General features: G+C 68.7%; 25 protein-coding genes. 12 read left to right on the top strand and 13 right to left on the bottom strand.

What is annotated here, in order from left to right:
- Positions 1-47: 47 nt before the first annotated feature.
- Both ACM2ZB_RS11485 and ACM2ZB_RS11480 read right to left on the bottom strand, forming a co-directional pair.
- Complete coding sequence (locus ACM2ZB_RS11485) at positions 48-2,564, bottom strand: ABC transporter permease (protein ID WP_416055508.1); 2,517 nt, start codon at positions 2,562-2,564, stop codon at positions 48-50.
- Positions 2,561-3,208, bottom strand: a complete 648-nt coding sequence (locus tag ACM2ZB_RS11480) for an ABC transporter ATP-binding protein (RefSeq protein ID WP_313439999.1) — start codon at positions 3,206-3,208, stop codon at positions 2,561-2,563. Before ACM2ZB_RS11480 ends, ACM2ZB_RS11485 begins: the two co-directional genes overlap by 4 nt.
- Positions 3,209-3,283: 75 nt before the next feature.
- Here ACM2ZB_RS11480 and ACM2ZB_RS11475 point away from each other — a divergent pair, with 75 nt between their 5' ends.
- The 3 genes from ACM2ZB_RS11475 to ACM2ZB_RS11465 all read left to right on the top strand — a co-directional run bounded on the left by ACM2ZB_RS11475 (position 3,284) and on the right by ACM2ZB_RS11465 (position 6,151).
- Positions 3,284-3,928 (top strand): arylesterase, encoded by a 645-nt coding sequence (locus ACM2ZB_RS11475; protein WP_416055507.1) that lies wholly within the window; start codon positions 3,284-3,286, stop codon positions 3,926-3,928.
- Between the two features lie 87 nt (positions 3,929-4,015).
- On the top strand, positions 4,016-4,729 hold the full coding sequence (locus ACM2ZB_RS11470; protein ID WP_002811889.1) for a response regulator transcription factor: 714 nt from the start codon (positions 4,016-4,018) through the stop codon (positions 4,727-4,729).
- 150 nt (positions 4,730-4,879) lie between these two features.
- Positions 4,880-6,151, top strand: coding sequence for a sensor histidine kinase (locus tag ACM2ZB_RS11465; RefSeq protein ID WP_416055506.1), 1,272 nt, complete (start codon positions 4,880-4,882; stop codon positions 6,149-6,151).
- Between the two features lie 176 nt (positions 6,152-6,327).
- Here the strand turns inward: ACM2ZB_RS11465 and ACM2ZB_RS11460 are convergent, their stop codons facing one another.
- Positions 6,328-7,029 (bottom strand): SGNH/GDSL hydrolase family protein, encoded by a 702-nt coding sequence (locus tag ACM2ZB_RS11460; protein ID WP_416055505.1) that lies wholly within the window; start codon positions 7,027-7,029, stop codon positions 6,328-6,330.
- A 213-nt stretch (positions 7,030-7,242) separates the two neighbouring features.
- On the opposite strand from ACM2ZB_RS11460, the gene ACM2ZB_RS11455 reads away from it, so the two are divergent.
- The 9 genes from ACM2ZB_RS11455 to ACM2ZB_RS11415 all read left to right on the top strand — a co-directional run bounded on the left by ACM2ZB_RS11455 (position 7,243) and on the right by ACM2ZB_RS11415 (position 14,659).
- The gene (locus ACM2ZB_RS11455) at positions 7,243-7,638 is read left to right on the top strand and encodes a diacylglycerol kinase (RefSeq protein ID WP_313439987.1); all 396 of its coding nucleotides are present in this window, start codon (positions 7,243-7,245) and stop codon (positions 7,636-7,638) included.
- A 33-nt stretch (positions 7,639-7,671) separates the two neighbouring features.
- Positions 7,672-8,421, top strand: a complete 750-nt coding sequence (locus ACM2ZB_RS11450; RefSeq protein ID WP_416055504.1) for a TerC family protein — start codon at positions 7,672-7,674, stop codon at positions 8,419-8,421.
- Between the two features lie 243 nt (positions 8,422-8,664).
- Positions 8,665-9,825 (top strand): MFS transporter, encoded by a 1,161-nt coding sequence (locus ACM2ZB_RS11445; RefSeq protein ID WP_416055503.1) that lies wholly within the window; start codon positions 8,665-8,667, stop codon positions 9,823-9,825.
- 592 nt (positions 9,826-10,417) lie between these two features.
- The gene (locus ACM2ZB_RS11440; RefSeq protein WP_416055502.1) at positions 10,418-11,038 is read left to right on the top strand and encodes a LemA family protein; all 621 of its coding nucleotides are present in this window, start codon (positions 10,418-10,420) and stop codon (positions 11,036-11,038) included.
- Positions 11,039-11,041: 3 nt separating this feature from the next.
- Entirely contained in the window at positions 11,042-11,932 is an 891-nt protein-coding gene (locus ACM2ZB_RS11435; protein ID WP_416055501.1) for a TPM domain-containing protein, read from the top strand.
- Positions 11,932-12,426, top strand: coding sequence for a TPM domain-containing protein (locus ACM2ZB_RS11430; RefSeq protein ID WP_313439974.1), 495 nt, complete (start codon positions 11,932-11,934; stop codon positions 12,424-12,426). The genes ACM2ZB_RS11435 and ACM2ZB_RS11430 overlap by 1 nt, the downstream gene beginning before the upstream one ends.
- A gap of 51 nt (positions 12,427-12,477) precedes the next feature.
- Positions 12,478-13,371, top strand: a complete 894-nt coding sequence (lgt, locus tag ACM2ZB_RS11425) for a prolipoprotein diacylglyceryl transferase (protein WP_416055500.1) — start codon at positions 12,478-12,480, stop codon at positions 13,369-13,371.
- The gene (locus ACM2ZB_RS11420; RefSeq protein WP_416055499.1) at positions 13,368-14,162 is read left to right on the top strand and encodes a thymidylate synthase; all 795 of its coding nucleotides are present in this window, start codon (positions 13,368-13,370) and stop codon (positions 14,160-14,162) included. The genes lgt and ACM2ZB_RS11420 overlap by 4 nt, the downstream gene beginning before the upstream one ends.
- 5 nt (positions 14,163-14,167) lie before the next feature.
- Positions 14,168-14,659 carry a dihydrofolate reductase gene (locus ACM2ZB_RS11415; RefSeq protein ID WP_416058545.1) on the top strand — a complete coding sequence of 164 codons (492 nt, stop codon included), beginning with the start codon at positions 14,168-14,170 and terminating at the stop codon, positions 14,657-14,659.
- A gap of 47 nt (positions 14,660-14,706) precedes the next feature.
- Here the strand turns inward: ACM2ZB_RS11415 and ACM2ZB_RS11410 are convergent, their stop codons facing one another.
- The 10 genes from ACM2ZB_RS11410 to ACM2ZB_RS11365 form a co-directional block, all read right to left on the bottom strand.
- On the bottom strand, positions 14,707-15,354 hold the full coding sequence (locus tag ACM2ZB_RS11410) for a DUF1287 domain-containing protein (protein WP_416055498.1): 648 nt from the start codon (positions 15,352-15,354) through the stop codon (positions 14,707-14,709).
- On the bottom strand, positions 15,351-16,370 hold the full coding sequence (locus tag ACM2ZB_RS11405) for a symmetrical bis(5'-nucleosyl)-tetraphosphatase (RefSeq protein WP_416055497.1): 1,020 nt from the start codon (positions 16,368-16,370) through the stop codon (positions 15,351-15,353). The genes ACM2ZB_RS11410 and ACM2ZB_RS11405 overlap by 4 nt, the downstream gene beginning before the upstream one ends.
- Before the next feature lie 15 nt (positions 16,371-16,385).
- Entirely contained in the window at positions 16,386-16,769 is a 384-nt protein-coding gene (apaG, locus tag ACM2ZB_RS11400; RefSeq protein WP_313439959.1) for a Co2+/Mg2+ efflux protein ApaG, read from the bottom strand.
- A gap of 13 nt (positions 16,770-16,782) precedes the next feature.
- A complete protein-coding gene (gene rsmA, locus ACM2ZB_RS11395; protein WP_416055496.1) occupies positions 16,783-17,586 on the bottom strand; it encodes a 16S rRNA (adenine(1518)-N(6)/adenine(1519)-N(6))-dimethyltransferase RsmA in 804 nt (267 codons plus the stop codon).
- A complete protein-coding gene (pdxA, locus tag ACM2ZB_RS11390; RefSeq protein WP_416055495.1) occupies positions 17,583-18,563 on the bottom strand; it encodes a 4-hydroxythreonine-4-phosphate dehydrogenase PdxA in 981 nt (326 codons plus the stop codon). Before pdxA ends, rsmA begins: the two co-directional genes overlap by 4 nt.
- A gap of 3 nt (positions 18,564-18,566) precedes the next feature.
- Complete coding sequence (locus ACM2ZB_RS11385) at positions 18,567-19,910, bottom strand: peptidylprolyl isomerase (protein ID WP_416055494.1); 1,344 nt, start codon at positions 19,908-19,910, stop codon at positions 18,567-18,569.
- Positions 19,907-22,387 (bottom strand): LPS-assembly protein LptD, encoded by a 2,481-nt coding sequence (gene lptD / locus ACM2ZB_RS11380; protein ID WP_313439948.1) that lies wholly within the window; start codon positions 22,385-22,387, stop codon positions 19,907-19,909. The genes ACM2ZB_RS11385 and lptD overlap by 4 nt, the downstream gene beginning before the upstream one ends.
- Before the next feature lie 89 nt (positions 22,388-22,476).
- Complete coding sequence (locus ACM2ZB_RS11375; RefSeq protein WP_313439945.1) at positions 22,477-23,415, bottom strand: histone deacetylase family protein; 939 nt, start codon at positions 23,413-23,415, stop codon at positions 22,477-22,479.
- Positions 23,416-23,421: 6 nt separating this feature from the next.
- Positions 23,422-23,976 carry a cob(I)yrinic acid a,c-diamide adenosyltransferase gene (locus tag ACM2ZB_RS11370; protein WP_313439944.1) on the bottom strand — a complete coding sequence of 185 codons (555 nt, stop codon included), beginning with the start codon at positions 23,974-23,976 and terminating at the stop codon, positions 23,422-23,424.
- Between the two features lie 8 nt (positions 23,977-23,984).
- On the bottom strand, positions 23,985-24,569 hold the full coding sequence (locus ACM2ZB_RS11365) for a hypothetical protein (RefSeq protein ID WP_313439942.1): 585 nt from the start codon (positions 24,567-24,569) through the stop codon (positions 23,985-23,987).
- Positions 24,570-24,589 lie beyond the last annotated feature (20 nt).

Raw genomic sequence — 24,589 nt, 5'->3', positions numbered from 1 at the left:
GGCGCGCAGCATACCGCCTGCCCCACCCGCAGCGTGTCACGGCCGCGTCAGGCCTCGCGCAGGGCCAACGCCGGCGGCGTGTGCAGGATCGCCCGCGTGCCCCACCAGCCGGCCAGCAGGCTCAGGCCGATGCCCACCACACCGCCCAGCAGCAGGCCCGGCCAGGGCGGCAGCAGCGGCAGTTCGAACACCTTCTGCGACACCGCCACGCCAATGCCCGCCGCCGCGCCCACCGCCAGCAGCGCGGCCAGTGCGCCCAGCGCGCCGAATTCCACCAGCACCGCCCCGCGCAGCTGGCGCCGGGTGGCGCCCAGCGTGCGCAGCACCGCGCTGTCGTAACGGCGTTCGCCAGCGGTGGCCTGCAGCGCAGCCAGCAGCACCAGCACGCCGGCCAGCAGGCTGAACACCATCACCAGCTGCACCGCCTGCGCGACCCGGTTCATCACCTCGCGTACCTGCGAAATGACCGCATCGACATCCAGCAGCGACAGGTTCGGCTGTTCGCGTACCAGCGCACCCAGGCCCGCCGCCTTGCCCGCCGGAAGATGGAACGCCGACAGCAGGTTGTGCGGCGTATCGCCCACCGCGTTGGGGTTGAGCAGCACGAAGAAGTTCGGGCGGAAGGTGTTCCAGTCCGCCTTGCGCACGCTGGTGACGGTGAACTCGCGTTCCTGTTCGCCCACGGCGATGGTGATGCGGTCGCCCGGGTACACGCCGTAGCGCTTGGCCCAGCCGATTTCCACCGATGCCTCCGGCGCGGTGCTGTCGGCCTTCCAGAACGTACCGTTGACCAGGGTGTTGGCCGGCGGGAAGGTACTGCGCCAGCTGAAGTTCAACGGCCGGTTCTCGTCATCGTCATCGCGCTGGCCCTGCCCCTGGGCCGGCTGGCCTTCCTGCCCGGGTGCATGGTCCACCCGCAGCGGCGGCTTGCCGTTGATCGCGATCAGGCGGCCGGTGGCCATCGGCTCGACGCTGGCATCGGCCGCGCCCAGGCCCTGCAGCGCGGCCAGCACGTGGTCGCGCTGTTCGGGCTGGATGTTGATCAGGAAGTAGTTCGGGGTGTTTTCCGGCAGGCGCTCGCGCCATTGCCGCAGCAGGCCGGGGCCGGTCACGGCCAGCAGCAGCAGGGCACACAGCGACAGCGACAGGCCCACCAGCTGCATCACCGCCAGCATCCGCCGCCGGGTCAGCGCGGCCAGGCCCAGCCGCCAGTTGCCATGCAGGCGGTGCTGCAGGCCACGCAGCACCTGCAGCAGCACGAAGCCGACCACGCCGGCGGCCACCGCCAGCGCCGCCAGGCCGCCCAGCACCCACAGCGCCAGCTTCAGATCACCGGTGACCTGCACCGCCAGCAGCAGGCTGGCCCCCAGCGCGGCCACGTAGGCCAGCAGCGAGGCCGGCGGCAGGGCAGCGAAGGAGCGGTTGAGCACGCGCATGGGCGGCACCCCGCGCAGGCGCAGCAGCGGCGGCAGGCCGAAGCCGAACAGCAGCAGCAGGCCGATGCCGGCGCCGGTCAGGGCCGGGGTGGCTTCCGGCAGCGGCAGGCGCTGCGGCACCAGGTTGCCCAGCACCTGTACAAGGCCTTCCTGCGCGGCCATGCCCAGGCCGATGCCGAGCACGCAGGCCGGCACTGCCAGCATCAGCAGCTGCAGCGCCAGGCCGGCCAGGATGTCGCGCTGGCGCGCGCCCAGGCAGCGCAGGATCGCCACCTGGTCGATGCGGCGCAGGGCGAAGCGGTTGGCCGCCAGTGCGGTGGCCACGCCGGCCAGCAGCACCGCCAGCAGCGCGCTCAGGCCAAGGAAGCGGCCGGCCAGATCGAAGGCCTGGCGCACGCCACGCTGGGTGTCGTCCACGCTCAGCAGGCGCATGCCCTTCACCTGCGGCAGCAGCCACTGCCGGTAGGCGGCCACCTGGTCCGGCGTGCCGGCCACCATCAGCCGGTAGTTGATACGGCTTCCCGGCCCGAGCAGGCCGGTGCCGTCCACGTCGGCGCGGTTGACCAGCAGGGTGGGGGACAGGGTGAGCAGGTCGCCACCGGTGTCGGGTTCGGCCTCGATGATGCCGGCCACGCGCAGGGTGCCGGCACCGAATTCGAGGCCATCGCCCACCTTCAGGCCCAGCGCCTGCAGCAGGCGCGGGTCGGCATAGGTCTGGCCCTGCGCCGGCATGCCGGCGTCGGCGATCAGCGCGCCGCCGGGCGTGGCCCGCACCCGCAGGGTGCCGCGCAGCGGGTAGCCGGCCTGTACGGCCTTGATGCTGGCCATCTGGCTGGCATCGCCATTGAACAGCACGCTGCCAAAGCCGGCGATGCGCGTGTGCGCCAGGCCGCGCCGCTGCGCTTCTTCGGCGAAGGCCGCAGGCGGATCGCTGCGCCCGGCCACGCCCAGGTCGCCGCCCAGCATCTCCGCCGCGCTGCCGGTCAGCGCAAGGTTGACCCGGTTCACCAGGGTGCCGACGGCGGTCATCACCGCCACCCCCAGCACCAGTGCGGCGAACACGGTCAGCAGGTCACCGGCCAGGGCCTCGCGGCGCAGCGCGCGCCAGGCGTGCCGCAGCAGGTTCATGCCTGCGCCCCGTACTCGACCGCCTGCAGGCGGCCGTTGTCGATGCGGTGGATGTACTGGCAGCGCTGGGCCAGGCGCAGGTCGTGGGTGACCAGCACCAGGGTGGTGCCGCTGCCGGCATTGAGTTCGAACAGCAGGTCGCTGATGTGCTGGCCGGTGGCCTGGTCCAGCGAACCGGTGGGTTCATCGGCGAACAGGATGCGTGGCCGGGTGACGAAGGCGCGGGCCAGGGCCACGCGCTGCTGCTCGCCACCGGACAGCTGGCGCGGGTAGTGGCGGGCGCGGTGCGCCAGGCCGACCTGGGCCAGCACCTCATCCACCCGGGCGCGGTCCTCGCGGCCAGCCAGTTCCAGCGGCAGGGCCACGTTCTCGGCCGCGGTCAGTGCCGGCAACAGGTGGAAGCTCTGGAACACGAAGCCGACCTCGCGTGCGCGCAGCTGCGCGCGCGCTTCCTCGTCCAGTGCGCCCAGCGATTGCCCGGCCAGGGTGATGCCGCCGCGGCTGGGCAGGTCCAGCCCGGCCAGCAGGCCGAGCAGGGTGGTCTTGCCGGAACCGGAGGCCCCGACAATCGCCACGCTGGTGCCTTCATGGACGGTCAGGGTGATGTTGTCCAGTATGTGGACTTCACCCTCCGGGCCATGCACGGATTTGCCGACCTGGTCGACGGCGATGGCGACGGGCGCGCTGCGGGGGGACAGGCTGTCGATGAGGAGACTCCAATGCGGATGACAGGATGGAGCCGGCAAGCCGGCACGATGATGGTGCTGCTGCTAGGGTTGCTGCTGTGGTCCGGGCTGGCCTGTGCCAAAGGTCCGGCCGGCACCGTGCTGGTGCTCGGCGACAGCCTCAGTGCTGCCCACAATATCCCGGCCGATGCGGGCTGGGTCAGCCTGCTGGACAAGCGGGTCAGGCAGCAGTCGAAAACCCCGCCGCGCATCGTCAACGCCAGCATGAGCGGGGAAACCACCGCCGGTGCGCTGACCCGCCTGCCGGGCCTGCTGGCCAAGGAGAAGCCCACCGTGGTGGTCATCGCGCTGGGCGGCAACGATGCCCTGCGCGGGCTGACCCCGGCGCAGGTACAGGGCAACCTGGAGAAAATGCTGCTGGCCAGCCGCGCGGCCGGCGCCAAGGTGCTGCTGCTGGGCATCGACGTGCCGCCCAACTATGGCCCCGCCTACCGCCAGCGCCTGGCTGCGGCCTATCGCGCGCTGGCCGACAAGTACAAGGTGCCGCTGCTGCCGTTCCTGCTGGAAGGCGTGGCCCTGCAGCCGGGGCTGATGCAGGCAGATGGCCTGCACCCCACTGCGCAGGCCCAGCCGAAGGTCCTGGACAACGTCTGGCCGCTGCTCAAGCCCCTGTTGTGAAACTTTTTTCAGCCTCTTGACGGAACTTCACATCGCGTCCACCGTCGATCGGGCATGTTTCACAAAGCTGAAGAAAGAGGGACTCACATGCGTCAGACGAAGGAGACTTCCGGCTTGGTGCTGGTGGTCGAGGACAACCGCAACATCTCCGAGATGATCGGCGAATACCTGGAAGGCCGTGGCTTCGAGGTGGACTATGCGCAGGATGGCCTGGACGGCTACCGTCTGGCGGCCGAGAACAGCTACGACGTGGTCGTGCTGGACCTGATGCTGCCCCGCCTGGATGGCATCGAAGTGTGCCGCCGGCTGCGCAATGATGCGCGCAAGTCGACCCCGGTGCTGATGCTGACCGCGCGCGACACGCTGGATGACAAGCTCACCGGCCTGGGTTTCGGTGCCGATGACTACCTGACCAAGCCGTTCGCCATCCAGGAACTGGAAGCCCGCCTGCGGGCCCTGATCCGCCGCGAACGCCGCCAGGTCGGTTCGGAAGTGCTCAAGGTTGCCGACCTGGTGCTCGATCCGGTCAGCATGCGCGCCACCCGTGCCGGTACCGAACTGCAGCTTTCGCCCATTGGTCTGCGCCTGCTGACCATCCTGATGCGTGAATCGCCGCGTGTGGTCACCCGCCAGGAGATCGAACGCGAGATCTGGGGCAATGGGCTGCCGGATTCGGACACCCTGCGCAGCCACCTGTACAACCTGCGCAAGATCATCGACAAGCCGTTTGACCGCCCGCTGCTGCACACCGTGCAGAGCGCCGGTTACCGCATCGCCGACATCGCCCAGCCCATGGCCTGAGCCGTGCCGGTGCAGGAACAGACCCGCCCCGGCTTCGGCCGGGGCGTGGGGCAGGGGACGGGTCGCCGGCCGTGCCGGTGCTCACCGTCCGTGCACGACGGTGGCACGGTGCGCTGCCTATAATCGCAGCGCTACAACCGGGACACCGCAATGCCGCACGGCCTGCCGCGCAAGATCCGTATCGTCTTCATCCTGCAGGCAGTGTTGGCCAGCCTGGGCATCCTGCTCGGCGCCTGGCTGGTGTCGCTGGTGATCAAGCACAGCCTGGTGGGGGCCGCCCTGCGCGAAGAGGCGAGCTACTACTGGACCCTGTACGAGGCCTCGCCCGTGCAGCCGCCGCCCAATACCCAGAACATCCGTGGCTACCTGCTGGAACGCGGGCAGTCCAGCCTGTCGTTGCCGGCCAACCTGCGCCGGCTTGAGCCCGGCTTCCACGAACTTCCCGGCGATGACCAGCTGGTGCTGGTCGATGCCCGCCCGCAGGGGCGCCTGTACCTGGTGTTCCTGCGTTCGCGTGCGGAAATGCTGGCGTTCTGGTTCGGCATCGTGCCGGTATTGCTGACCCTGCTGGCCGTCTACGGCGCCAGCTGGGTGACCTACCGGGCATCCAAACGGCTGGTGTCGCCGGTGAACTGGCTGGCGCGCCGTGTGTCGCGCTGGGACCCGGGCCACCCGGAAGCGGCCGACCTGGAGCCGGACAAGCTGCCGGCGGACATGCAGGGCGAAACCCGCCAGCTGGCGGCGGCCCTGCATTCGCTGGCCAACCGGGTGACCGACCATGTGGCCCGCGAGCGCAACTTCACCCGCGATGCCAGCCATGAACTGCGCACGCCGCTGACGGTGATCCGCGTGGCCAGCGACATGGCCCTGGCCGATGACAGCCTGGAACCGCGCCTGCGCCGCAGCCTGCAGCGCATCCAGCGCGCCGGGCGGGACATGGAGGCGGTGATCGACGCGTTCCTGATCCTGGCCCGCGAAGCCGACATCGAGCCGCAGGTCGAACTGTTCGATGTGAACGACATTGCCCGCTACGAGGTGGACAACGCCAACGAGCTGCTGGGCAACCGGCCGGTGGCGGTGCATCTGCACAGCGCAGGCCCGGTGCAGCTGCATGCGCCGCCGCGGGTGCTGCAGGTGGTGGTCAGCAACCTGGTGCGCAATGCCTGCAACTACACCGATGAGGGGCGCATCGACGTGCAGGTGGACGCGGACCGGGTGGTGGTGCGTGATACCGGCATCGGCATGTCGGCCGAGGCGCTGGCGCGTGCGTTCGAGCCGTTCTACCGCGCCGAGCCGGATCGCCCGCAGGGCACCGGCCTGGGCCTGTCGATCGTGCGCCGCCTGTGCGACCGCTTCGGCTGGAAGGTCAGCCTGGCCAGCGAGCTGGGCAAGGGCACCGAAGCGACCGTCATTTTCCGCTGATCCCGACGCCGGGCATGGCCCGGCGCTACCGGGGTCGGATCCCGTTGCCACGCAACGGGCTCTGACCCCATCCTGGATCGCCACGTAGTCGAGCACGGCTCGACGCTACCAGTAGATCCACGCCATGCGTGGATGAATCCCGGGTCACGCCAGGCATGGCCCGGCGCACGCCCTGCTCAATCGCACTTCACCTTCGGCGCCACGGCCTTGGTCCAGATCGCGTAACCGGCCGGGGTCATGTGCAGCATGTCTTCGCGGAACAGCTTCGCATCCGGCTGGCCATCGGCACCCAGCATCGGGGTGTAGATGTCGGTGTAGCCGGCGTTGGGCAGCCTGGCCAGCGCGTCCTTGATCATCGCGTTGGCCTGGTTGATCGCCGGCAGCAGGTGCGCACGCGAGGGGCTGGGCTTGATCGACAGGTATTCCACCTTGGTCTTCGGCAGATCGCGGTGCACGCGCTGGACGAAGGCCACCACGTCGTCGCGTACCTGGGTCGCGCTGCGGCCACTGTTCAGATCGTTGTCGCCGGCATAGAAGAACACCTTGCACGGGGCATACGGCACCACGATGTGGCTGGCGTACCAGGTGCTGTCCCGCACTTCCGAGCCGCCGAAGCCGCGGTTGAATACCGGCTGGCCCGGGAAGTCCTGGGCCAGGCTTTCCCAGAAGCGGATCGAGGAACTGCCGATGAACTCGATGCCACCGCGCGGCGGCGGGTTGGCCTGGTCGGCCTTGAGGAAGCTGGCGATGTCGCCTTCCCAGGCCACGTTGGACACCTGCTCGGGCACGCGCGGCGGGGCCGGCGGGCTCAACGCCTGCGCCAGCGGGGCCAGGGTCAGCAATCCAAGCGTCAGCAGGCAGGTACGGGCAACGGACATCAGGCACTCCAGCAAGGGCAGGGGACATCCATCATAGAAGCGCGCCGCCGGCCCTGCTTGCCCCCGGCAGGCCATTGGCCGGGGCCTGCCGGGGTGCCACTGCCGCCCTTGTGGCAAAATGGGGCCCGTCTGCCCATCCCCGTGCCTCCATGATTGCCTGCCGTGCATCCGAGCGGTCGCTGTGCCGCGCCCCTCTTGCTGGACCGTTCCCCCGTGGCTGATCAGTTCGGCCACATGCCCCGCGGCCCGCGCCGCATCTTCCAGGCCGCTCGCTGGTCCTGGCAGGGCCTGCGCGCCGCCTGGCTGCACGAGTCCTCGTTCCGGCTGGAGGTTTACCTGCTGGTGCTGCTGACCCCGCTGGCGCTGTGGCTGGGCCAGACCCCGGTCGAGCGCGCGCTGATGATCGGCTCGATGCTGCTGGTGCTGGCGATGGAACTGGCGAACTCGGCCATCGAGGCGGTGATCGAACGCTACGGCGCCGAGATCCACGAACTGGCCGGCCGCGCCAAGGACATGGGCTCGGCGGCAGTGTTCGTGCTGATGATGAACGTGCTGCTGTGCTGGGCCCTGGTGCTGGTGCCGCGGCTGTTCCCGGCCAGCGCCGGTTGACCCGACTTCCTCCCCCCTTGTTGAAGACTTTCCATGTCCTTTGAGTTCCTCGCCGACCCCAATGCCTGGTTGACCCTGTTCACGCTGAGCGCGCTGGAAATCGTGCTCGGCATCGACAACCTGGTGTTCATCTCCATCGCCGTCAGCAAGCTGCCGGAAGAGCGCCGCCCGTTCGCGCGCAAGCTCGGCATCGCCGTGGCCTGCATCACCCGCATCGGCCTGCTGGTGTCGCTGGCGTACCTGGCGCACATGGCCGCGAACCTGTTCACCGTGGCCGGCATGGGCATCTCCATCCGCGACCTGGTGCTGATCGTGGGCGGCCTGTTCCTGCTCATCAAGGGCTTCATGGAGATCAAGGAACTGATTACCGGTGGCGAGGATGAAGACCCCAGCACGACCAAGGCATCGGCCGTGTTCGGCTACGTCATCGCGCAGATCGCGGTGATCGACATCGTGTTCTCGCTGGACTCGGTGATCACCGCCGTCGGCATCGCCGACCACATTCCGGTGATGGTCGCGGCCATCCTGCTGTCGGTGCTGGTGATGCTGCTGGCGGCCAACCCGCTGGGCCGTTTCATCGATGCCAACCCGACGGTGAAGATGCTGGCCCTGGCCTTCATCCTGCTGATCGGCGCGGTGCTGATCCTGGACGGTCTGGACGTGCACGTGCCCAAGCCCTACATCTACGCCGCGATGGGCTTCTCGGTGCTGGTGGAGTGGCTGAACCTGCTGATGCGCCGCCGCGCCCGCGAGCACCAGGTGCCGGGCGCCGGTAACTGGTAAGCGATCCACCCAGAACCCCCGGCACGGCCGGGGGTTCTGCGTTGTGGGGCTGCTGCGCCCGCCGGGCATGGCCCGGCGCTACCGTTCGTGGCGTGGTCTGGTAGCGCCGGGCCATGCCCGGCGGGGCGGTTCCCGCCAACTGTGAATTGAGATCAACAGTGTTTTCCCGGGGCGAGGCTTAATCCCGGGCGGCAAAGCGCGCAGGCTACGCACCTTCCCGTTTCCCGCCCCCAGGATTCGCCCATGAATTCCCGAGCCGCATTGCTGGCGCTTGCCGTCGGCGCCTTCGCCATCGGCACCACCGAGTTCGCCCCGATGGGCCTGTTGCCGGTCATCGCCGACGGCGTGGGCGTGGGCATCCCCACCGCCGGCATGCTGATCACCGCCTATGCGGTGGGCGTGATGCTGGGCGCACCGGTGATGACCCTGCTGATGGGCCGCTTCGGCAAGCGCACCGCGCTGATGCTGCTGATGTCGATCTTCGTGGTGGGCAACCTGCTGTCCGCGCTGGCGCCGAACTATGGCCTGCTGCTGCTGTCGCGCCTGGTCACCAGCCTCAACCACGGTGCCTTCTTCGGCATCGGCGCGGTGGTTGCCGCCAGCCTGGTACCGAAGGAAAAGCAGGCCGCCGCCGTGGCCACCATGTTCATGGGCCTGACCATCGCCAACATCGGTGGCGTGCCGCTGGCCACCTGGGTCGGCCAGCAGCTGGGTTGGCGCCTGTCCTTCGCCGGCACCGCGGTGCTGGGCGTAGTGGCGATCACCGCGCTGGGCCTGGCGCTGCCGGCCTCGGCGCCGGATGCGCGGCCGGACGTGCGCCGCGAGATACGCGCGATCCTGCAGCCGCAGGTGCTGCTGGCAATGGCGACCACCGTGCTGGGTGCCGGTGCGATGTTTACCCTCTACACCTACGTGGCGCCGGTGCTGACCGAGCTGACCGGTGCCTCCAACGCGTTCATTGCGATGTCGCTGGCGTTGATCGGCATTGGTTTCACCCTCGGCAATGGCATCGGTGGGCGCATGGCCGACTGGTCGCTGGATGGCGCCACGCGCATCCTGCTGGCTGTCCTGGCGGTGCTGATGTTCGTGCTGCCGCTGGCCCTCATGAACCACGCCACTGCGGCGCTCGGTGTACTGCTGTTCGGTGCGGCGACCTTTGCCCTCGTGCCGCCGCTGCAGATCCGGGTGATGCAGGTGGCCAGCGAAGCGCCGGGCCTGGCGTCGTCGATCAACGTGGGTGCGTTCAACCTGGGCAACGCGGTGGGTGCGGCGCTGGGTGGTGCGGTGATCAGCGCGGGCCTGGGCTATGCGGCGATTCCGGTGGCCGGTGGTCTGCTGGCGGTGGCGGGGTTGTTGCTGGCGTGGCTGGGGCGGTCGCGCGCGCCGGTGGCTGAGGCCTGCTGAGCGGTGTGGGGTTCCGGCAGGGCTTGCAGCCCTGCACCCGCTACAAGCCAGGGCAACGTCAACGTCAACGTCAAAGGCGTGCTTTCCGTGGGATGGCGGGGTGGGTCCGGTTGAGGGGGACGCCGTAAACCCGTCCATGGGGGCTTGGTCGCCGCATCCATGCGGATCACACCCCCTCAACCGGACCCACCCCGCCTTCGACAGTTTCCCGCGATCTGCCGGAACAAGGGGTCGGATCCCGTTGCTTCGCAACGGGCTCTGACCCCGGTTCTGATTCTGGGTGGCACGAATGTCTGAAGCATGGGCTTTTGCTTTTGCTTTTTTTGATCTTTCCCGCGGTGCCAGGAAACCGTCCATGGTCGGGAGGGTGGGTTGGCTGGGGGCGTGAGCGCCATGGATGGCGCTCACGAGCCTCCATGGACGGATTCACGGCGTCCCCCAGCCAACCCACCCTCCCGGCCAACCCCGATATCCAGCAAACACACCCACCGCGGAGGGGGCCCAGCCCGTTGGCCGACCAACCCCGACCTGCACGCTGGCGTTAACGCGAACCATGGCATGCTCGGCAGCCAGTCCACCCGGAACTCCCGCCATGCGCCTGCTCACCCGCGTCCTGCCCCTGCTGCTGATGGCCTCCCTGCTCTCCGGCTGCGGCTACAACGCCATCCAGCAGAAGGATGAGGCGGTCAAGGCCAGCTGGTCCGAAGTGCTCAACCAGTACAAGCGCCGTGCCGACCTGGTGCCCAACCTGGTGCAGACCGTCAAGGGTTTCGCCAGCCAGGAAGAGCGCGTGCTGACCGAGGTCACCAACGCGCGTTCGCGCGTGGGCCAGATCAACGTCAACGCCGATGATGAGGCCTCGCTCAAGCAGTTCCAGCAGGCCCAGGGTGAACTCGGCAGTGCGCTGTCGCGCCTGCTGGTGGTCACCGAGAACTACCCGGTACTGAAGTCCGATGCCAACTTCCGCGATCTGCAGGCGCAGCTGGAAGGCACCGAGAACCGCATCACCGTGGCCCGCGGCCGCTACATCCAGCAGGTGCAGGACTACAACACCTACATCCGTTCGTTCCCGCAGCTGGTCACCGCCAAGATCTTCGGCTACCAGCCCAAGCCCAACTTCAGCGTGGAAAACGAAGCGCAGATCTCCAATGCGCCGGCGGTGGATTTCGGCAACGCGCCGCAGCAGCCGCCGGCACCGCAGCCGGCGCACTGACCGATGCGCCTGGCCACCGCGCTGCTGCTGGCGTTCCTGCTGTGGCTGCCGCTGGCGTCGCAGGCGCAGTCGCTGGCACCCATTCCTGCGCTGGATTCGCCGGTGGTCGATACCACCGGCACCCTGGATGCCACGCAGAAGCAGGCGCTGGTGCAGCAGGCGCTGGCGCTGCAGCAGCGCAAGGGCAGCCAGTTGCAGGTGCTGGTGGTGCCCAGCACCCAGCCCGAGGACATCGCCCAGTACACCACCCGCGTCTTCGACCAGTGGCAGATCGGTCGCAAGGGCGTGGACGATGGCGTGCTGCTGGTGGTGGCCAAGGATGACCGGCGCGTGCGCATCGAGCCGGGCTACGGCCTGGAAGGCGCCATTCCCGATGCCGTCGCCAACCGGGTCATCCAGGAGTACCTGGTGCCGCGCTTCCGCAGTGGCGACTACGCCGGGGGCATCACCGACGCCACCGGCGTGCTGGTCAAGCTGATCGACGGTGAACCGCTGCCGGCACCGGTCAGCGGCCAGCGCGGCCATGAACCCGGCGGCGGTGGCGATACCTGGATCCTGGCGCTGTTCATCGGCGTGTTCGCCGGCAGCATCCTGCGCGGGGTGTTCTCGCGCGTCCCGCGCCCGCTGCGCGGCCTGCTGGGCGGCGGTGGCGCAGCCCTGGTCGCCTTCCTGTTCACCTCCACCCTGCTGGCCAGTGGCCTGGCCGGCGTGGTCGGCCTGGTGGTGGCGATGTTGTCCGGCCATCCCGGCCGCTTTGCCGGGGGCGGTGGTTGGGGTGGTGGCAGCTGGGGCGGTGGAGGCGGCTTCGGCGGGGGCGGGGGTTTTGGTGGCGGCGGCGGCTGGGGCGGCGGCGGTGGCCGTTCCGGCGGCGGCGGCGCTTCGGGGGGCTGGTGATGATCCAACGTCTTTGGCGGCATCTGGTTTCGCCCTCGGTGCGGCGCAGCTTCCCGCCGGCCACCCTGCAGGCCATCACCGAGGCCATCGCCAGCGGCGAGCAGCGCCATGGCGGGCAGGTGATGTTCGCGGTGGAAGCGGACCTGCCGCTGCATGCCCTGTGGCGGGGCGTGACCGCGCGGCAGGCGGCCGAACAGGCCTTCGCCCAGCTGCGCACCTGGGATACCCACCACAACAACGGCGTGCTGATCTATCTGCTGCTGGCCGACCATGCCATCGAGATCGTGGCCGACCGCGGCCTGCATGGCCGGGTCAGTCCGGCGCAGTGGCAGCGGGTCTGCACCCATCTGCGCGAGGGCCTGCGGGGCGCCGACCCGGTCGAGGCCCTGCGCGATGCCATCGACGAGGTGTCCGGGCTGGTGGAAGGGCACTTTCCGGCCTCGACGCGGTCCGACGATGACGGCCTGCCCAACACGCCGCAGATCCTCGGTTGAGCCGGGGCGGCGCTGGCCCGAGAATAGGCGTTCAACCGCAAGGCACCCTTCATGATCTATTTCCACGACATCGACCCCATCGCCCTTTCGCTGGGACCGATCAAGGTGCACTGGTACGGCATCATGTACCTGCTTGGCTTCACCGCGGCCTGGCTGCTGGGGCGCAAGCGCATCGCCGACGGGCGCCTGCCGGGCGTTGATGCCAACGGGTTCTCCGACCTGCTGTTCTACGCCATGCTGGGCGTGGTGCTGGGCGGGCGCATCGGCTACATGCTGTTCTACGCGCTGGGCGATTTCCTGCACAACCCGCTGCTGCTGTTCAAGGTCTGGGACGGCGGCATGAGCTTCCACGGCGGCCTGCTGGGCGTGATCGCCGCCTGCTGGTGGTGGTCGCGCAAGCACGCGCTGCACTTCTTCGACACCATGGATTTCATGGCGCCGCTGGTGCCGCTGGGCCTGGGTTTCGGCCGCATCGGCAACTTCATCGGTGCCGAGCTGTGGGGCAAGTACACCGATGGCAGCTGGGGCGTGGTGTTCCCGTCCGGCCTGCCGGCGCCGCTGAACCAGCTCGACACCGCCACCCTGCAGGCGCAGTTCGCCAGCGGTGCGCTGAACCAGTACGCCCGCCATCCCTCGCAGCTGTATGAAGCGGCGCTGGAAGGCCTGGTGATGTTCGTGGTGTTGTGGGCGGTGTCGGCCAAGCCGCGCCATCGCTACCTGATCGGTGGCCTGTTCGCGCTGCTGTACGGCATCTTCCGCTTCGCGGTCGAGTTCGTGCGCATGCCCGACAACGGCATCTACATGGCCTTCGGCTGGCTGACCAAGGGCCAGATCCTGTGCGTGCCGCTCATCGCCTTCGGTCTGGTGCTGCTGGCCCTGTCGCGCCGCGCTCCAGTACTGCAGCCGCAGCCGCAGCCGCTGGCGGCCGCGGAGGGCAAGGCATGAAGCCGTACCTGGACCTGCTCTCGCACGTGCTCGAACACGGCGCGGAAAAGAGCGACCGCACCGGTACCGGCACCCGCAGCGTGTTCGGCTGGCAGATGCGCTTCGACCTCAACGAAGGCTTCCCGCTGGTCACCACCAAGAAGCTGCACCTGCGCTCGATCATCCACGAGCTGCTGTGGTTCCTGAAGGGCGACACCAACATCGGTTACCTGAAAGACCACCAGGTGCGCATCTGGGACGAGTGGGCCGACGAGAACGGCGACCTCGGCCCGGTGTACGGCAAGCAGTGGCGCAGCTGGGCCACCGCCGATGGCCGCGAGATCGACCAGATGCAGTGGCTGGTGGACGAGATCAAGCGCAACCCCGATTCGCGCCGGCTGGTGGTCAGTGCGTGGAATGTGGGCGAGCTTTCGCAGATGGCGCTGATGCCATGCCACAACCTGTTCCAGTTCTACGTGGTCGATGGAAAGCTCAGCTGCCAGCTGTACCAGCGCAGCGGCGACATATTCCTGGGCGTGCCGTTCAACATTGCCAGCTATGCATTGCTGACCCACATGGTGGCGCGGGCCACCGGCCTGGGCGTGGGCGACTTCGTGCATACGCTGGGCGATGCGCACCTGTATTCGAACCACTTCGAGCAGGCCCGCGAGCAGTTGTCGCGTGAACCGCGCGCGCTGCCGAAGCTGTGGTTGAACCCGGAGGTGACCGACCTGTTCGGTTTCCAGTTCGACGATATCCGCATCGACGGCTACGACCCGCACCCGGCCATCAAGGCGCCGGTGGCGGTGTGAGCGCAATGAAGCTGTCGATGATCGTGGCGCTGGACCGCAACCGGGGCATCGGCCAGGGCAATGCCATGCCCTGGCACCTGCCGGACGACTTCAAGCACTTCAAGGCGCTCACCCTGGGCAAGCCGATCCTGATGGGGCGCAAGACCGCCGAATCGATCGGCCGCGTGCTGCCGGGGCGGACCAACCTGGTGCTGACCCGCAGCGGCCGGGTGCCGTTCGAAGGCATGCGTGCGGTGGCGTCGCTTGATGAAGCGAAGGCGATTGCCGAAGGCGAGGGCGCCAGCGAGCTGTGCATCATCGGCGGCGGCGAGATCTTCCGCCAGCTGCTGGACCAGGCCAGCGACCTGTACCTGACCTGGGTCGATGCGGAAGTACCGGCCGACACCCATTTCCCGGACGTGGATGCAGCGGTGTGGCAGGAAACCAGCAGCGAGCCGCACCCGGCCGATGCGCGCCACGCCTACGCGTTCCGCTTCGTGCACTACGTGCGTATGTAGAGTCGAGCCATGCTCGACTGCCTTCCGCGGATACATCCCGGAGCCGCTTACGGCATCCGGTAATGGCCGATGATCGTGTGCTGGAACAGCAGGTTCTCTTCGCGCGTGCCATGGGCGATGTTGTGGATCACCAGCGGTGTGCCGTCCGCTCGCTGCCGGTCGGAGATGATGCCCACGTGCAGCAGGCCGTTGCCGTTGAGCTTCCAGGCCACGATGTCGCCGGCCGGGTAATCCGCCGCCCGCGTACTGATCGGCTGCTGCCAGCCGTGGCGTTCGAACCAGCGCATCAGGTTGGGCACGCGGCGATGGTCGATGTTGCGGTCCGGTCGTGCCAGGCCCCACAGCGCGGGATAGGCGCTGAAATGGCTGCGCATGTCTTCGTGCACGCGGGCCTGCAGGTCCAGACCCTGCTGGCGCAGCGCACGCACCACCACGTCGGTGCACACCCCACGATCGGGCGCGACATCACCGCCGGGATAGGCCAGCACCTGGTAGGCGTGGTCGTAGCGCGTGGTCACGCCGATCTGCGCGCGCGCGGCGGCCACCAGGGGCGGCGAGGGCGCGTGTGCCACGGCCGGGGTGGTGGCGCTGCCCTGCGTGGTGGCAGGTGCGGGGGAGGGGTCGGGCTGGCAGCCGCTGGCGGCGGCCAGCGTCAGCAGCAGCACCGTCCATGGTGCCGAGCCCGGGCGCGTCATGCCGTGGGGGGCGTGCCTGGGGTGCTGCCGTTGCCACCCCCGTTGCCACCCCCGCCACGACGGCGGCGGCGGCGCGGTCCACGGCTGCCCGGCGCGGCGGCGCCATTGCCGGTACCTGCGTCCTTGCCCTGGGCAGCGGCCGCAGGCCGCTCATGGGCCGGGCGCGCCGGTGGGCGTGCGTTGGCTACCGGCGCCGGCACGTCGCGTCCGGGCACCTGCACCACGCGCAGTTCGTCGGTATCGAGCTGGATGGCGGTCAGCTTGCCGCCCCACACCGCACCGGTGTCGATGGCATGCACGCCCTGGGTGATGGTCAGGCCCAGCGCCGACCAGTGGCCGCAGACCACCTTCAGGTCGCGCTCGACCCGGCCCGGCACTTCGAACCAGGGGTAGAGCCCCTGTTCCTGCGTGCCAGGCGTGCCCTTGTCCTCGATGCCGATGCGCCCACGCGGGGTGCAGTAGCGCATGCGGGTCAGCACGTTGATGATCGCCCGCGAGCGATCGTAGCCGGACAGGTTCGGTGCCCAGCTCGGCTTGTCGCCGTACATGTTGCGGAACAGCTTGCGGTAACCGGCACCGTGCAGCTGTGCTTCCACTTCGGCGGCGTGCTTCTCGGCCATCTGCGTGGTCCACTTCGGCGCCAGGCCGGCGTGCACCATCATCCAGCCCAGTTCACGGTCCACGTGCACCAGCTTCTGCAGGCGCAGCCAGTCCAGCAGTTCGTCGCGGTCTTCGGCCTGCACGATGCGCAGCAGGTCCGGGTTGACCTTGCGCTGTTCCTCTTCGGTGCGTGCACCGACGGCCAGCAGCGAAAGATCATGGTTGCCCAGCACCACCACGCTGTGCTCGCGCAGCGAATGCACCAGCCGCAGCGTTTCCAGCGACTGGCCGCCGCGGTTGACCAGGTCGCCGCAGAACCACAGGGTGTCCTGCGCCGGGTCGAAACGGATCTTTTCCAGCAATCGCTGGGTTACGTCGTAGCAGCCCTGGAGGTCGCCGATCGCCCACACACTCATCGTCCGGCCTCCGTGTCAGTGCAGGGTACGCGGGATGGCCAGCACGAAAGGTGCGACCGGCGCGGCGAATTCGGTGCCGTCGTCGGCGACCATGTCGTAGTGGCCCTGCATCGTCCCGTGGTCGGTCCCCAGCATGACACCGGAGGTGTAACGGAAGTCTTCACCCGGGCGCAGGCGCGGCTGCTCGCCGATCACCCCATCGCCGTCGACATGTTCGACACGGCCGTTGGCATCGGTGATGCGCCAGTGGCGCGCGACAAGACGCGCCGCAACCTGGCCCTGGTTGTGGATGCGGATCGTGTAGGCGAACGCATAGCGGCCGTCTTCCGGCGCGGATTGGTCATCGAGGAAGCGCGGGGCAACCTCGACGGTGATGGCGTAAACGTCAGCGTCTTCCATACCGGCAGTGTAATCAGGTGGCATTGGCCAAAGCGATGAATTCAGCCACATCCAGCTGTTCTGCACGGGCATCGGGGCGCACGCCGGCGGCCGCGAACTGCTCGGCCGTGACGACGTTGTTGAGCGCATTGCGCAGGGTCTTGCGGCGCTGCCCGAAGGCGGCCTTGACCACTTCGGCAAAGCGCGTGTGGTCGTTGATGCTGATCGTGGCCGGGTCGCGCGGCACCAGCCGCACCACGGCCGAATCGACCTTCGGCGGCGGACGGAACGCGCCCGGCGGCACCACGAACAGCGAAGTGACCTGGCAGTACGCCTGCAGCATCACGCTCAGGCGGCCATAGACCTTGCTGCCGGGGCCGGCGGCCATGCGGTCGACCACTTCCTTCTGCAGCATGAAGTGCATGTCGCGGATGACCGCGGCGTGCTCCAGCGCATGGAACAGGATGGGCGAGGAAATGTTGTAGGGCAGGTTGCCGACCAGGCGGATCGACTGGCCGGCAGCCAGCGCGGTGAAGTCCACGCGCAGCACGTCGCCCTGGACGATGGTCAGATCGCCCAGCGGTTCGGCGGCGGCGGTGAGCGGCGCAATCAGGTCGCGGTCGAACTCGATCACCGTCAGCGTCGGGTGCACGCGCAGCAGGGGCAGGGTGATCGCGCCCTGGCCCGGGCCGATTTCGACCAGGCGGTCGCCGTCCTTCGGGTTGACCGCCATCACGATCCTGTCGATGTAGTGGCGGTCGGCCAGGAAATGCTGGCCAAGCTGCTTCTTGGCCGGGGCGGTGAACACCGGGCCGGAGGGGGAATGCGGGGAATTCATGCGCTCAGTGTACGTTGCCGGGCCAGCCGCGCACACAGCGCCGTTGCCGCCTGCAGGCTGGAAGGATCGGCAATGCCACGCCCGGCAAGGTCCAGCGCGGTGCCATGGTCCACCGCCACGCGCGGGTAGGGCAGGCCCAGGGTCAGGTTCACCGCCTGCTCGAAGCCGGAATACTTCAGCACCGGCAGGCCCTGGTCGTGGTACATGGCCAGTACGGTGTCGAAGCCGGCCAGCTTGGCCGGCAGGAAGGCGGTATCGGCCGGCAGCGGCCCGACCAGGTCCATGCCCTCCGCGCGCAGGCGCTGCAGCAGGGGAATGACCAGGTCCAGCTCCTCGCGGCCCAGATGGCCGTCTTCGCCGGCATGCGGGTTCAGGCCCAGCACGGCGATGCGTGGCGCGGTCAGGCCGAACTCGCGGCGCAGCGCGGCATGCACGGTGCGCAGGGTGTGTTCCAGGCTGGGGGCGGTGATCGCATCGGCCACTTCGCGCAACGGCAGGTGGGTGGTGGCCAGGGCCACGCGCACGATGTCGTTGGCCAGCATCATCACCACCTTCACGCCGGCCTGGTCGGCCAGCAGTTCGGTGGTGCCACTGTAGGCAATGCCGCCTTCGTTGATGACCGCCTTGTGCACCGGGCCGGTGACCACGCCGTGCAGTTCGCCGGACAGGCAGGCCTGGCCGGCCGCCAGCAACGCGCCGATCACCGCGCCCGCATTGGCGGGGTCGGTCTGGCCGAAACGGCTGGGGGTGGTGTTGGCGAGGGGGCGCAGGCGCAGATCGCCCGGCAGGCGGGCGTCGGCGTCTTCAGGCAGCAGCTGCAGCGGCAGCTTCAGCGCGGCAGCGGCCGCGCGCAGGGTATCCGGGTCGGCGAAGGCCAGCAGCCGGCAATCATCACGCGGCTGCTGGACAAGGCGGACACACAGCTCCGGGCCGATCCCGGCGGGCTCGCCCGGTACCAGAGCGAGCTCGGGGCGCATCGATCAGGACTGCGGCGGCGTTGCGGTGTTTTCCGCGCGGTCGCCGCTGCGGAAGCTGACGTAGGCTTCGCCACGCAGTTCCTGCAGGAAGCGGTTGTATTCCTCTTCCAGCTTGCGGCGGCCGATGGTCTCCCGGACCTGGGCACGCTGGTTGTCGCTGGTCACGTCGGTCTGGCGCGTCGCCACGCGCTGCACGATGTGCCAGCCGGCATCGGTACGGAACGGCTGGCTGACGCCGCCATCCTGGATGCCCTCAACCTGCTGGCCGAACGCCGGACCGAAGGCATCGGCCGGGAACCAGCCCAGATCGCCGCCCTGGCCCTTGCTGTTGTTGTCTTCCGAAGATTCCTTGGCCACGGCCTGGAAGTCGGCACCGCCCACGATGCGCGCACGCAGGGTGTCGATCTTGGCCTTGGCGGCGGCTTCGCTCTGGTTGTCGTCCACGCGCACCAGGATGTGGCGGCCGTGGTACTCGGTGACGGTATGGCTGCCGGCGGCGGCGGTGGCGTCACGCACCTCGACCAGCTTCAGCAGCTGGAAGCCGCTGGGGCCGCGGATCGGGCCAACCACGTCACCGGCCTTCATCTGCTGCATCATCTGCGCGAAGGCAGCCGGGATTTCATCCAGGCTGCGCCAGCCCAGGTCGCCGCCTTCCAGCGCGTTGGGGCTGTCCGAATAACGCACTGCGGCGGCGTTGAAGTCCAGCTCGCCCTTGTCCAGCAGGGCCTTCACACCGTCGGCCTTCTTCTGGCCGGTGGCGATCTGGTCGGCATTGGCACCGTCGGGCACGGCCACCAGGATGTGCGCCAGGTGGTACTGGTTGCCGGTGGTGGCCTGCTGCTTCAGGGCGGCGTCGACTTCACCCTCGCTGACGCTGATGCGGCTCTGGGCGAAGCTCTGGCGCAGGCGCTGCACGGTGATCTCGTCACGCACCGAGGCGCGGAAATCGTTGAAATCGATGCCGTCCGAGGCCAGGCGCTGGCGCAGGGCGTCCAGGTTGGAGCCGTTCTGCTGGGCGATCGAGTTCATCGCCTGGTTCAGTTCCTGGTCGCTGACGCGGATACCGCTGCCCTGGGCGCGGGCCACCTGCAGCTTCACCAGCACCAGGCGTTCGAGCACCTGGCGGCTGAGCACGTCATCGGGCGGCAGCTGGTTCTCACGACCGGCGTACTGGGCCTTGATGTTGATGATGGCGCGCTGCAGTTCGCTCTGCAGGACCACGTCCTCATCGACGATGGCTGCAATGCGGTCCAACGGCTGGGCTTCCTGCGCGATGACCTGCAGAGGGGCGGACACGCTGGACACCGCCAGCAGCGAGGCGAGGAGAACGGGGAAGCTCTTGGTCATGGGATCTGATTCGGATCGTAGTCATCCCGGGTCGCCCCGGTGTTGCTGGGCGGCACGAGATAGAGGTCGTCGCGGTTGTACCCGAGGATAGCACGGCGCAGGGTGCGGTCCGTGTCCTGGCCCAGAGAGCTCAGGCCCTTGAGCACGAACTCGAGCTGGATGGAGTTGTTCAGTTCACCTTCGCGGTTGCGCACGTAGCGGCGGGCCACGGCACGCACGGCCAGGCAGCAGCTGTCCCACTGCACGCCGGCGATGATTTCCAGCGGCTTGCTGTCCTGGATGGAGTAGTAGTACCTGCCAACCAGGCTCCAGCGCGCATTCAGCGGGTACAGGAACGACAGGTCGGCCTGTTCCAGCAGGGTGCGCTGTTCCTTGGTGGCGTTGGCCGCCGCACCGGCATTGATGCGGTAGCGGTAGCTCAGGTTGATCACGCCATCGTTGGGCATCAGGTAACGGGCGCGGACGCTGGCCAGATCCTCGCGCTTGTACTTGGGATCCCACTGGTAGGTGGCGCCCAGGGTCCAGCGGTCGTTGATCATGTAGTTCGAATCGGCGATCCAGGCCGACTTGCCCTTCTCCACCGGGGCGCCGCCGGGCACCGCGGTCACCCGCGATTCGTCGAAGTACTGGATCTGGCCGATGGCGGCCGAGAAGCGTTCCTTGCCGGTGGTCTGGTCGATGAAGCGGGTCCCCAGCGCCAGGGTCAGCTGGTTGGCGTCGTTCTGGCGGTCGGCGCCGGTATAGCGCGAATCGCGGAACAGCTGGCCCCAGCTGAAGGTGAAGTCGCGGGTATCGAAGATCGGCAGGTCATCCTGGTTGCGGTAGGGCGTGCGCAGGTAGAACAGGCGCGGCTCCAGGGTCTGCAGGAACGACTTGCCGCCGATCTTCGTTTCGCGGTCGAAGAACAGGCCGGCATCCAGGCTGGCGATCGGCAGGCTGCGGCTGGGCGAGGTATTGCCGCGCAGCTGTTCGGGCGTGGCCGTGTTCGGGTCGATGCCGTCCGAGCTCAGCACCGTGCGGCGGATGCTCTCGGCCAGGCCGCGGTCCAGCTGGTAGCCGGTGTAGCGGTAAGCCAGGGTGGGGGTGACATACCAGGACGCGCCACTGATCGGGAACGACACGTAGGGCTTGATGTCCAGGCGCGAGCCACCGTACACGCGCTGGGTCTGGCCATTGCGGGTGTACTGCAGGTCCTCGCCGGCGCTGGCGTCGTACTTGAAGTTGATGTCGTCGTGGGTGAAGCGCACCGCTTCGCTGTACACGCCGACGTCCAGCCACGGCAGGACCGGCTTGTCCCAGTTGAAGTACAGGCGCGGCTGGCGGTTGTAGGCCAGCGCGCTCTCGTTGAGGGTGTAGTCGGTCAGCTGCCAGCGGTCGGCCATGATGCCGGCCGTCCAGTTCTGGCCGGTGCCGTACAGGCCGATGGTGCTCTGCAGGTTGGACGCAGTCACGCCCACCAGGCGGTTGGCGAAGTCTTCCACATAGCGTTCGTCGCTGACCCAGGCCAGGTTGGCGCGGGCCTGCCAGTGGCTGTCGACGTTGTGGTAGCCCCCGAACATCACCCGGCCGCGGTCGCGGTCGCGCAGCTTGTCGTTGGGCATGTAGGCGGTCAGCAGCTCGCCGCGGCCGCCGTTGTAGAGGTAGCGGAACTCGTTGTCGACCATCAGGCCGCGCCGGCTCATGTAGCGCGGCGTCAGCGTGTCGTCGTAGTTCGGCGCCAGGTTCAGGTAGATCGGCTGGGCGTAGTCGAAGCCGTTGCGCCCGGACATGCCCAGCTGCGGGAACAGCAGGCCGGTCTTGCGGCGGTCGTCGATCGGGAACTTGAAGTACGGCGCCCACAGCACCGGCACCTTGCCGATGCGCAGCACGGCATTGCGGGCGGTACCGAAGCCTTCGTCGTTGTCCACTTCGATTTCCGGCGCCGACAGCTTCCACACCGGCTGCGACGGGTCGCAGGTGGTGTAGGTCGAGCGGTGCATCTGGCCGACGGCGCCCTGCAGGTCGACCGATTCGGCATCGCCGTTGCCACGGCGCGACACCAGCTGGTACTGGATGTCGGTGATCTTGTGGGTGTCGCTTTCCTGGTTGCCTTCGGCCCGCTTGGCGACCATTCGGATCGAGCCGTCCTGGTAGCGGACATTGCCGTCGGCGATGTAGTTGCCGCTCTCGGTATCGAAACTGAGCTTGTCGGTGCCGACGAACTGGTCACCCCGGCGCAGCGCCACGTTGCCCTGGTACTGCGGCACGGTGGTGGTGCCCAGCAGCTGGTCGCCTTCGATGTCGGTGGGCTGCTGTTCGCGGGCGGCGCTGGCCGCGGCCTTGTCCTGCCCGGGCACCGGAGTGGGGGCATCGGTGAAGGCGGGAATCACCTCGGTCGCCGGGCACAGGCCCCAGTTGAGCGGCTTGTCATCGGCCATCGCGGGAAGGCAGACGGCGATGCTCAGGGGCAGGGGAAGCAGGCGGAGGGCTCGGCGCACGCGGTTCGGATTCGGGCGAAAACGGACGGTAGATTGCCCCATCCGCTGCATAGGGGCAATGAAGGCTGCCGCCCAACGCCGGTTCGGGTTCATCCAGCCCGCTGCCCGGCAGCCCCGTCCAGCAGGGCCTGCACATGGGCCACGCTGCACTCGGACAGGGCCTGCAGGTCGTAGCCGCCTTCCAGCATGGACACCACCCGGCCGGCCGCATGGCGGCGGGCCAGGGCGTGCAGCTCGCGGGTGATCCAGGCGAAATCGTCGGTTTCCAGCATCAGGTCGGCCTGCGGGTCGCGCAGGTGGGCGTCGAAACCGGCCGAGATCAGCAGCAGCTGCGGGCGGAAGTCGTCGATGGCCGGCAGCATCTCGTCGGCCCAGACGTTGCGGAAGCGGAAGCCGCCACTGCCGGGCGGCAGCAGGATGTTCATCAGGTTGCCGGCGCCGCGGTCGCGGCGCAGGCCGGAATTGGGGAACAGCCCGGCCTGGTGGGTGCTGTAGTACGACACCCGGGCGTCGTGCTGGAAGATGTCCTGGGTGCCGTTGCCGTGGTGGACATCGAAGTCGACCACCGCGATCCGTTCCAGCCCATGGCGGTCGCGCGCATAGGCGGCGGCCACGGCGATGTTGTTGAGCAGGCAGAAGCCCATGGCCGTGCTGCTGGTGGCGTGGTGGCCGGGCGGGCGCACGGCGCAGAACGCCAGCGGGTCCTCGCCCAGCATGACCGCATCGACCGCCGCCACGCCGGCACCGGCCGCATGCACGGCCGCGCTGGCCGAACCGGGCGAGGTCCAGGTGTCCATGTCCAGCTGGCGCAGCGGCGCGGTCTGCGGCTGCAGCACGAAGTCGAGCAGGGCACTGTCGTGCACCCGGGTCAGTTCACCGAACTTGGCCGGCGGCGCCTGCCGCCACTCCAGCTGGCCGGGGAAGGCCTGGTGCAGGGCATCGAGCACCACCTGCAGGCGCTGCGGGCACTCCGGATGGCCGGGGCCGGGATCGTGCAGCAGGCAGGACGGATGGGTATAGACCAGCATCGGCAGTCAGCGCTGCCGGTGCTGCGGCTGCCACAGCGCCTCGCCATGGCCGCCGGCGCGGGCCAGCACCCGCGACAGCACGAACAGCAGGTCCGACAGCCGGTTGAGGTACTGCAGCGCTTCGCTGCGCACGGTCTCCACCCGGGCCAGGGCAACCGTTTCGCGCTCGGCCCGGCGCACGATGGTGCGGGCCAGGTGGCAGCGGGCAGCGGCTTCGCCACCGGCCGGCAGGATGAATTCCTTCAGCATCGGCAGGTCGGCGTTGTAGTGGTCCAGCTGCTGTTCCAGCGCAGATACGTCGGCGGCATGGATGGCCGCGTGGCCGGGTACGCACAGTTCCGCGCCCAGGTCGAACAACTGGTGCTGCAGGTGGACCACCAGCGCGCGCACATCCTCGGGCAGAGGCGTGGCCAGCAGCAGGCCGAGGGCGGCATTGGCTTCATCCACCGTGCCATAGGACGCCACGCGCAGGTCGTCCTTGCCGACCCGGCTGCCATCGCCCAGGCCGGTGCTGCCGTCATCGCCGGTGCGGGTGTAGATGCGCGAAAGGCGGTGGCCCATGGCGTGGCTCAGTGCTGGATGTCGCGGCGGGCCTGCTGGAGCTTCAGTACCTGCTCCACGGCCAGCTGCAGCGCGCCGGCCAGCGCGACGTAGATCGCGGTGGTGCGCAGGTAGGGACCGAACCACTGCGCGTAGTTCTGCGCCCAGCCGGCTACGGTCGGCTCGGCCACGTTGCGGCTGGTCCAGTAGAAACCGCCCTGGGCCAGCAGGTGGCACAGCGCCACCGAGGCCACCAGCAGCAGCGCGCCCTTGCCCAGGGTGGACCAGCGCGCGCCGTGGTAGTTGCGGCCCAGCAGCAGGCCGCCGGCCCACAGCGAGAAGTACGCCGGCAGCAGCAGCCAGTAGCCCGGCGACACGCAGTAGTGCTGCCAGAAATCCAGGCCACTGCTGCGGATCACGATCCAGTCCACCAGCACCGCGAACACCATCAGCAGCGGGAACGCCCAGCGCGTCCAGCGCGCCAGGTAGAAGCCGCCGATGAAGAACACCGCCCAGGACGCATCGGGGATGGCCGCGAAGTGGTTGACGCGGGTCGCGGCCATCACCAGTACGAGTACGGACAGGACAAAGGCGCGATTGGCGGATTCGGACATGGCAGCGGGCCCGGAGCGGA

Origin of the sequence: Stenotrophomonas maltophilia, from assembly GCF_047782825.1 — a bacterium.
Taxonomy (GTDB): Bacteria; Pseudomonadota; Gammaproteobacteria; order Xanthomonadales; family Xanthomonadaceae; genus Stenotrophomonas.
Note: the sequence above shows the minus strand (reverse complement) of the source record. Positions and strands in the feature narration are given on the sequence as shown.

Coding starts and splice junctions, on each gene's coding strand:
- ACM2ZB_RS11485 (WP_416055508.1), bottom strand. CDS start 2,564: ATGAACCTGCTGCGGCACGCCTGGCGCGCGCTGCGCCGCGAGGCCCTG.
- ACM2ZB_RS11475 (WP_416055507.1), top strand. CDS start 3,284: ATGCGGATGACAGGATGGAGCCGGCAAGCCGGCACGATGATGGTGCTG.
- ACM2ZB_RS11470 (WP_002811889.1), top strand. CDS start 4,016: ATGCGTCAGACGAAGGAGACTTCCGGCTTGGTGCTGGTGGTCGAGGAC.
- ACM2ZB_RS11465 (WP_416055506.1), top strand. CDS start 4,880: ATGCCGCACGGCCTGCCGCGCAAGATCCGTATCGTCTTCATCCTGCAG.
- ACM2ZB_RS11460 (WP_416055505.1), bottom strand. CDS start 7,029: ATGTCCGTTGCCCGTACCTGCCTGCTGACGCTTGGATTGCTGACCCTG.
- ACM2ZB_RS11450 (WP_416055504.1), top strand. CDS start 7,672: ATGTCCTTTGAGTTCCTCGCCGACCCCAATGCCTGGTTGACCCTGTTC.
- ACM2ZB_RS11445 (WP_416055503.1), top strand. CDS start 8,665: ATGAATTCCCGAGCCGCATTGCTGGCGCTTGCCGTCGGCGCCTTCGCC.
- ACM2ZB_RS11440 (WP_416055502.1), top strand. CDS start 10,418: ATGCGCCTGCTCACCCGCGTCCTGCCCCTGCTGCTGATGGCCTCCCTG.
- ACM2ZB_RS11435 (WP_416055501.1), top strand. CDS start 11,042: ATGCGCCTGGCCACCGCGCTGCTGCTGGCGTTCCTGCTGTGGCTGCCG.
- ACM2ZB_RS11430 (WP_313439974.1), top strand. CDS start 11,932: ATGATCCAACGTCTTTGGCGGCATCTGGTTTCGCCCTCGGTGCGGCGC.
- lgt (WP_416055500.1), top strand. CDS start 12,478: ATGATCTATTTCCACGACATCGACCCCATCGCCCTTTCGCTGGGACCG.
- ACM2ZB_RS11420 (WP_416055499.1), top strand. CDS start 13,368: ATGAAGCCGTACCTGGACCTGCTCTCGCACGTGCTCGAACACGGCGCG.
- ACM2ZB_RS11415 (WP_416058545.1), top strand. CDS start 14,168: ATGAAGCTGTCGATGATCGTGGCGCTGGACCGCAACCGGGGCATCGGC.
- ACM2ZB_RS11410 (WP_416055498.1), bottom strand. CDS start 15,354: ATGACGCGCCCGGGCTCGGCACCATGGACGGTGCTGCTGCTGACGCTG.
- ACM2ZB_RS11405 (WP_416055497.1), bottom strand. CDS start 16,370: ATGAGTGTGTGGGCGATCGGCGACCTCCAGGGCTGCTACGACGTAACC.
- apaG (WP_313439959.1), bottom strand. CDS start 16,769: ATGGAAGACGCTGACGTTTACGCCATCACCGTCGAGGTTGCCCCGCGC.
- rsmA (WP_416055496.1), bottom strand. CDS start 17,586: ATGAATTCCCCGCATTCCCCCTCCGGCCCGGTGTTCACCGCCCCGGCC.
- pdxA (WP_416055495.1), bottom strand. CDS start 18,563: ATGCGCCCCGAGCTCGCTCTGGTACCGGGCGAGCCCGCCGGGATCGGC.
- ACM2ZB_RS11385 (WP_416055494.1), bottom strand. CDS start 19,910: ATGACCAAGAGCTTCCCCGTTCTCCTCGCCTCGCTGCTGGCGGTGTCC.
- ACM2ZB_RS11375 (WP_313439945.1), bottom strand. CDS start 23,415: ATGCTGGTCTATACCCATCCGTCCTGCCTGCTGCACGATCCCGGCCCC.
- ACM2ZB_RS11370 (WP_313439944.1), bottom strand. CDS start 23,976: ATGGGCCACCGCCTTTCGCGCATCTACACCCGCACCGGCGATGACGGC.
- ACM2ZB_RS11365 (WP_313439942.1), bottom strand. CDS start 24,569: ATGTCCGAATCCGCCAATCGCGCCTTTGTCCTGTCCGTACTCGTACTG.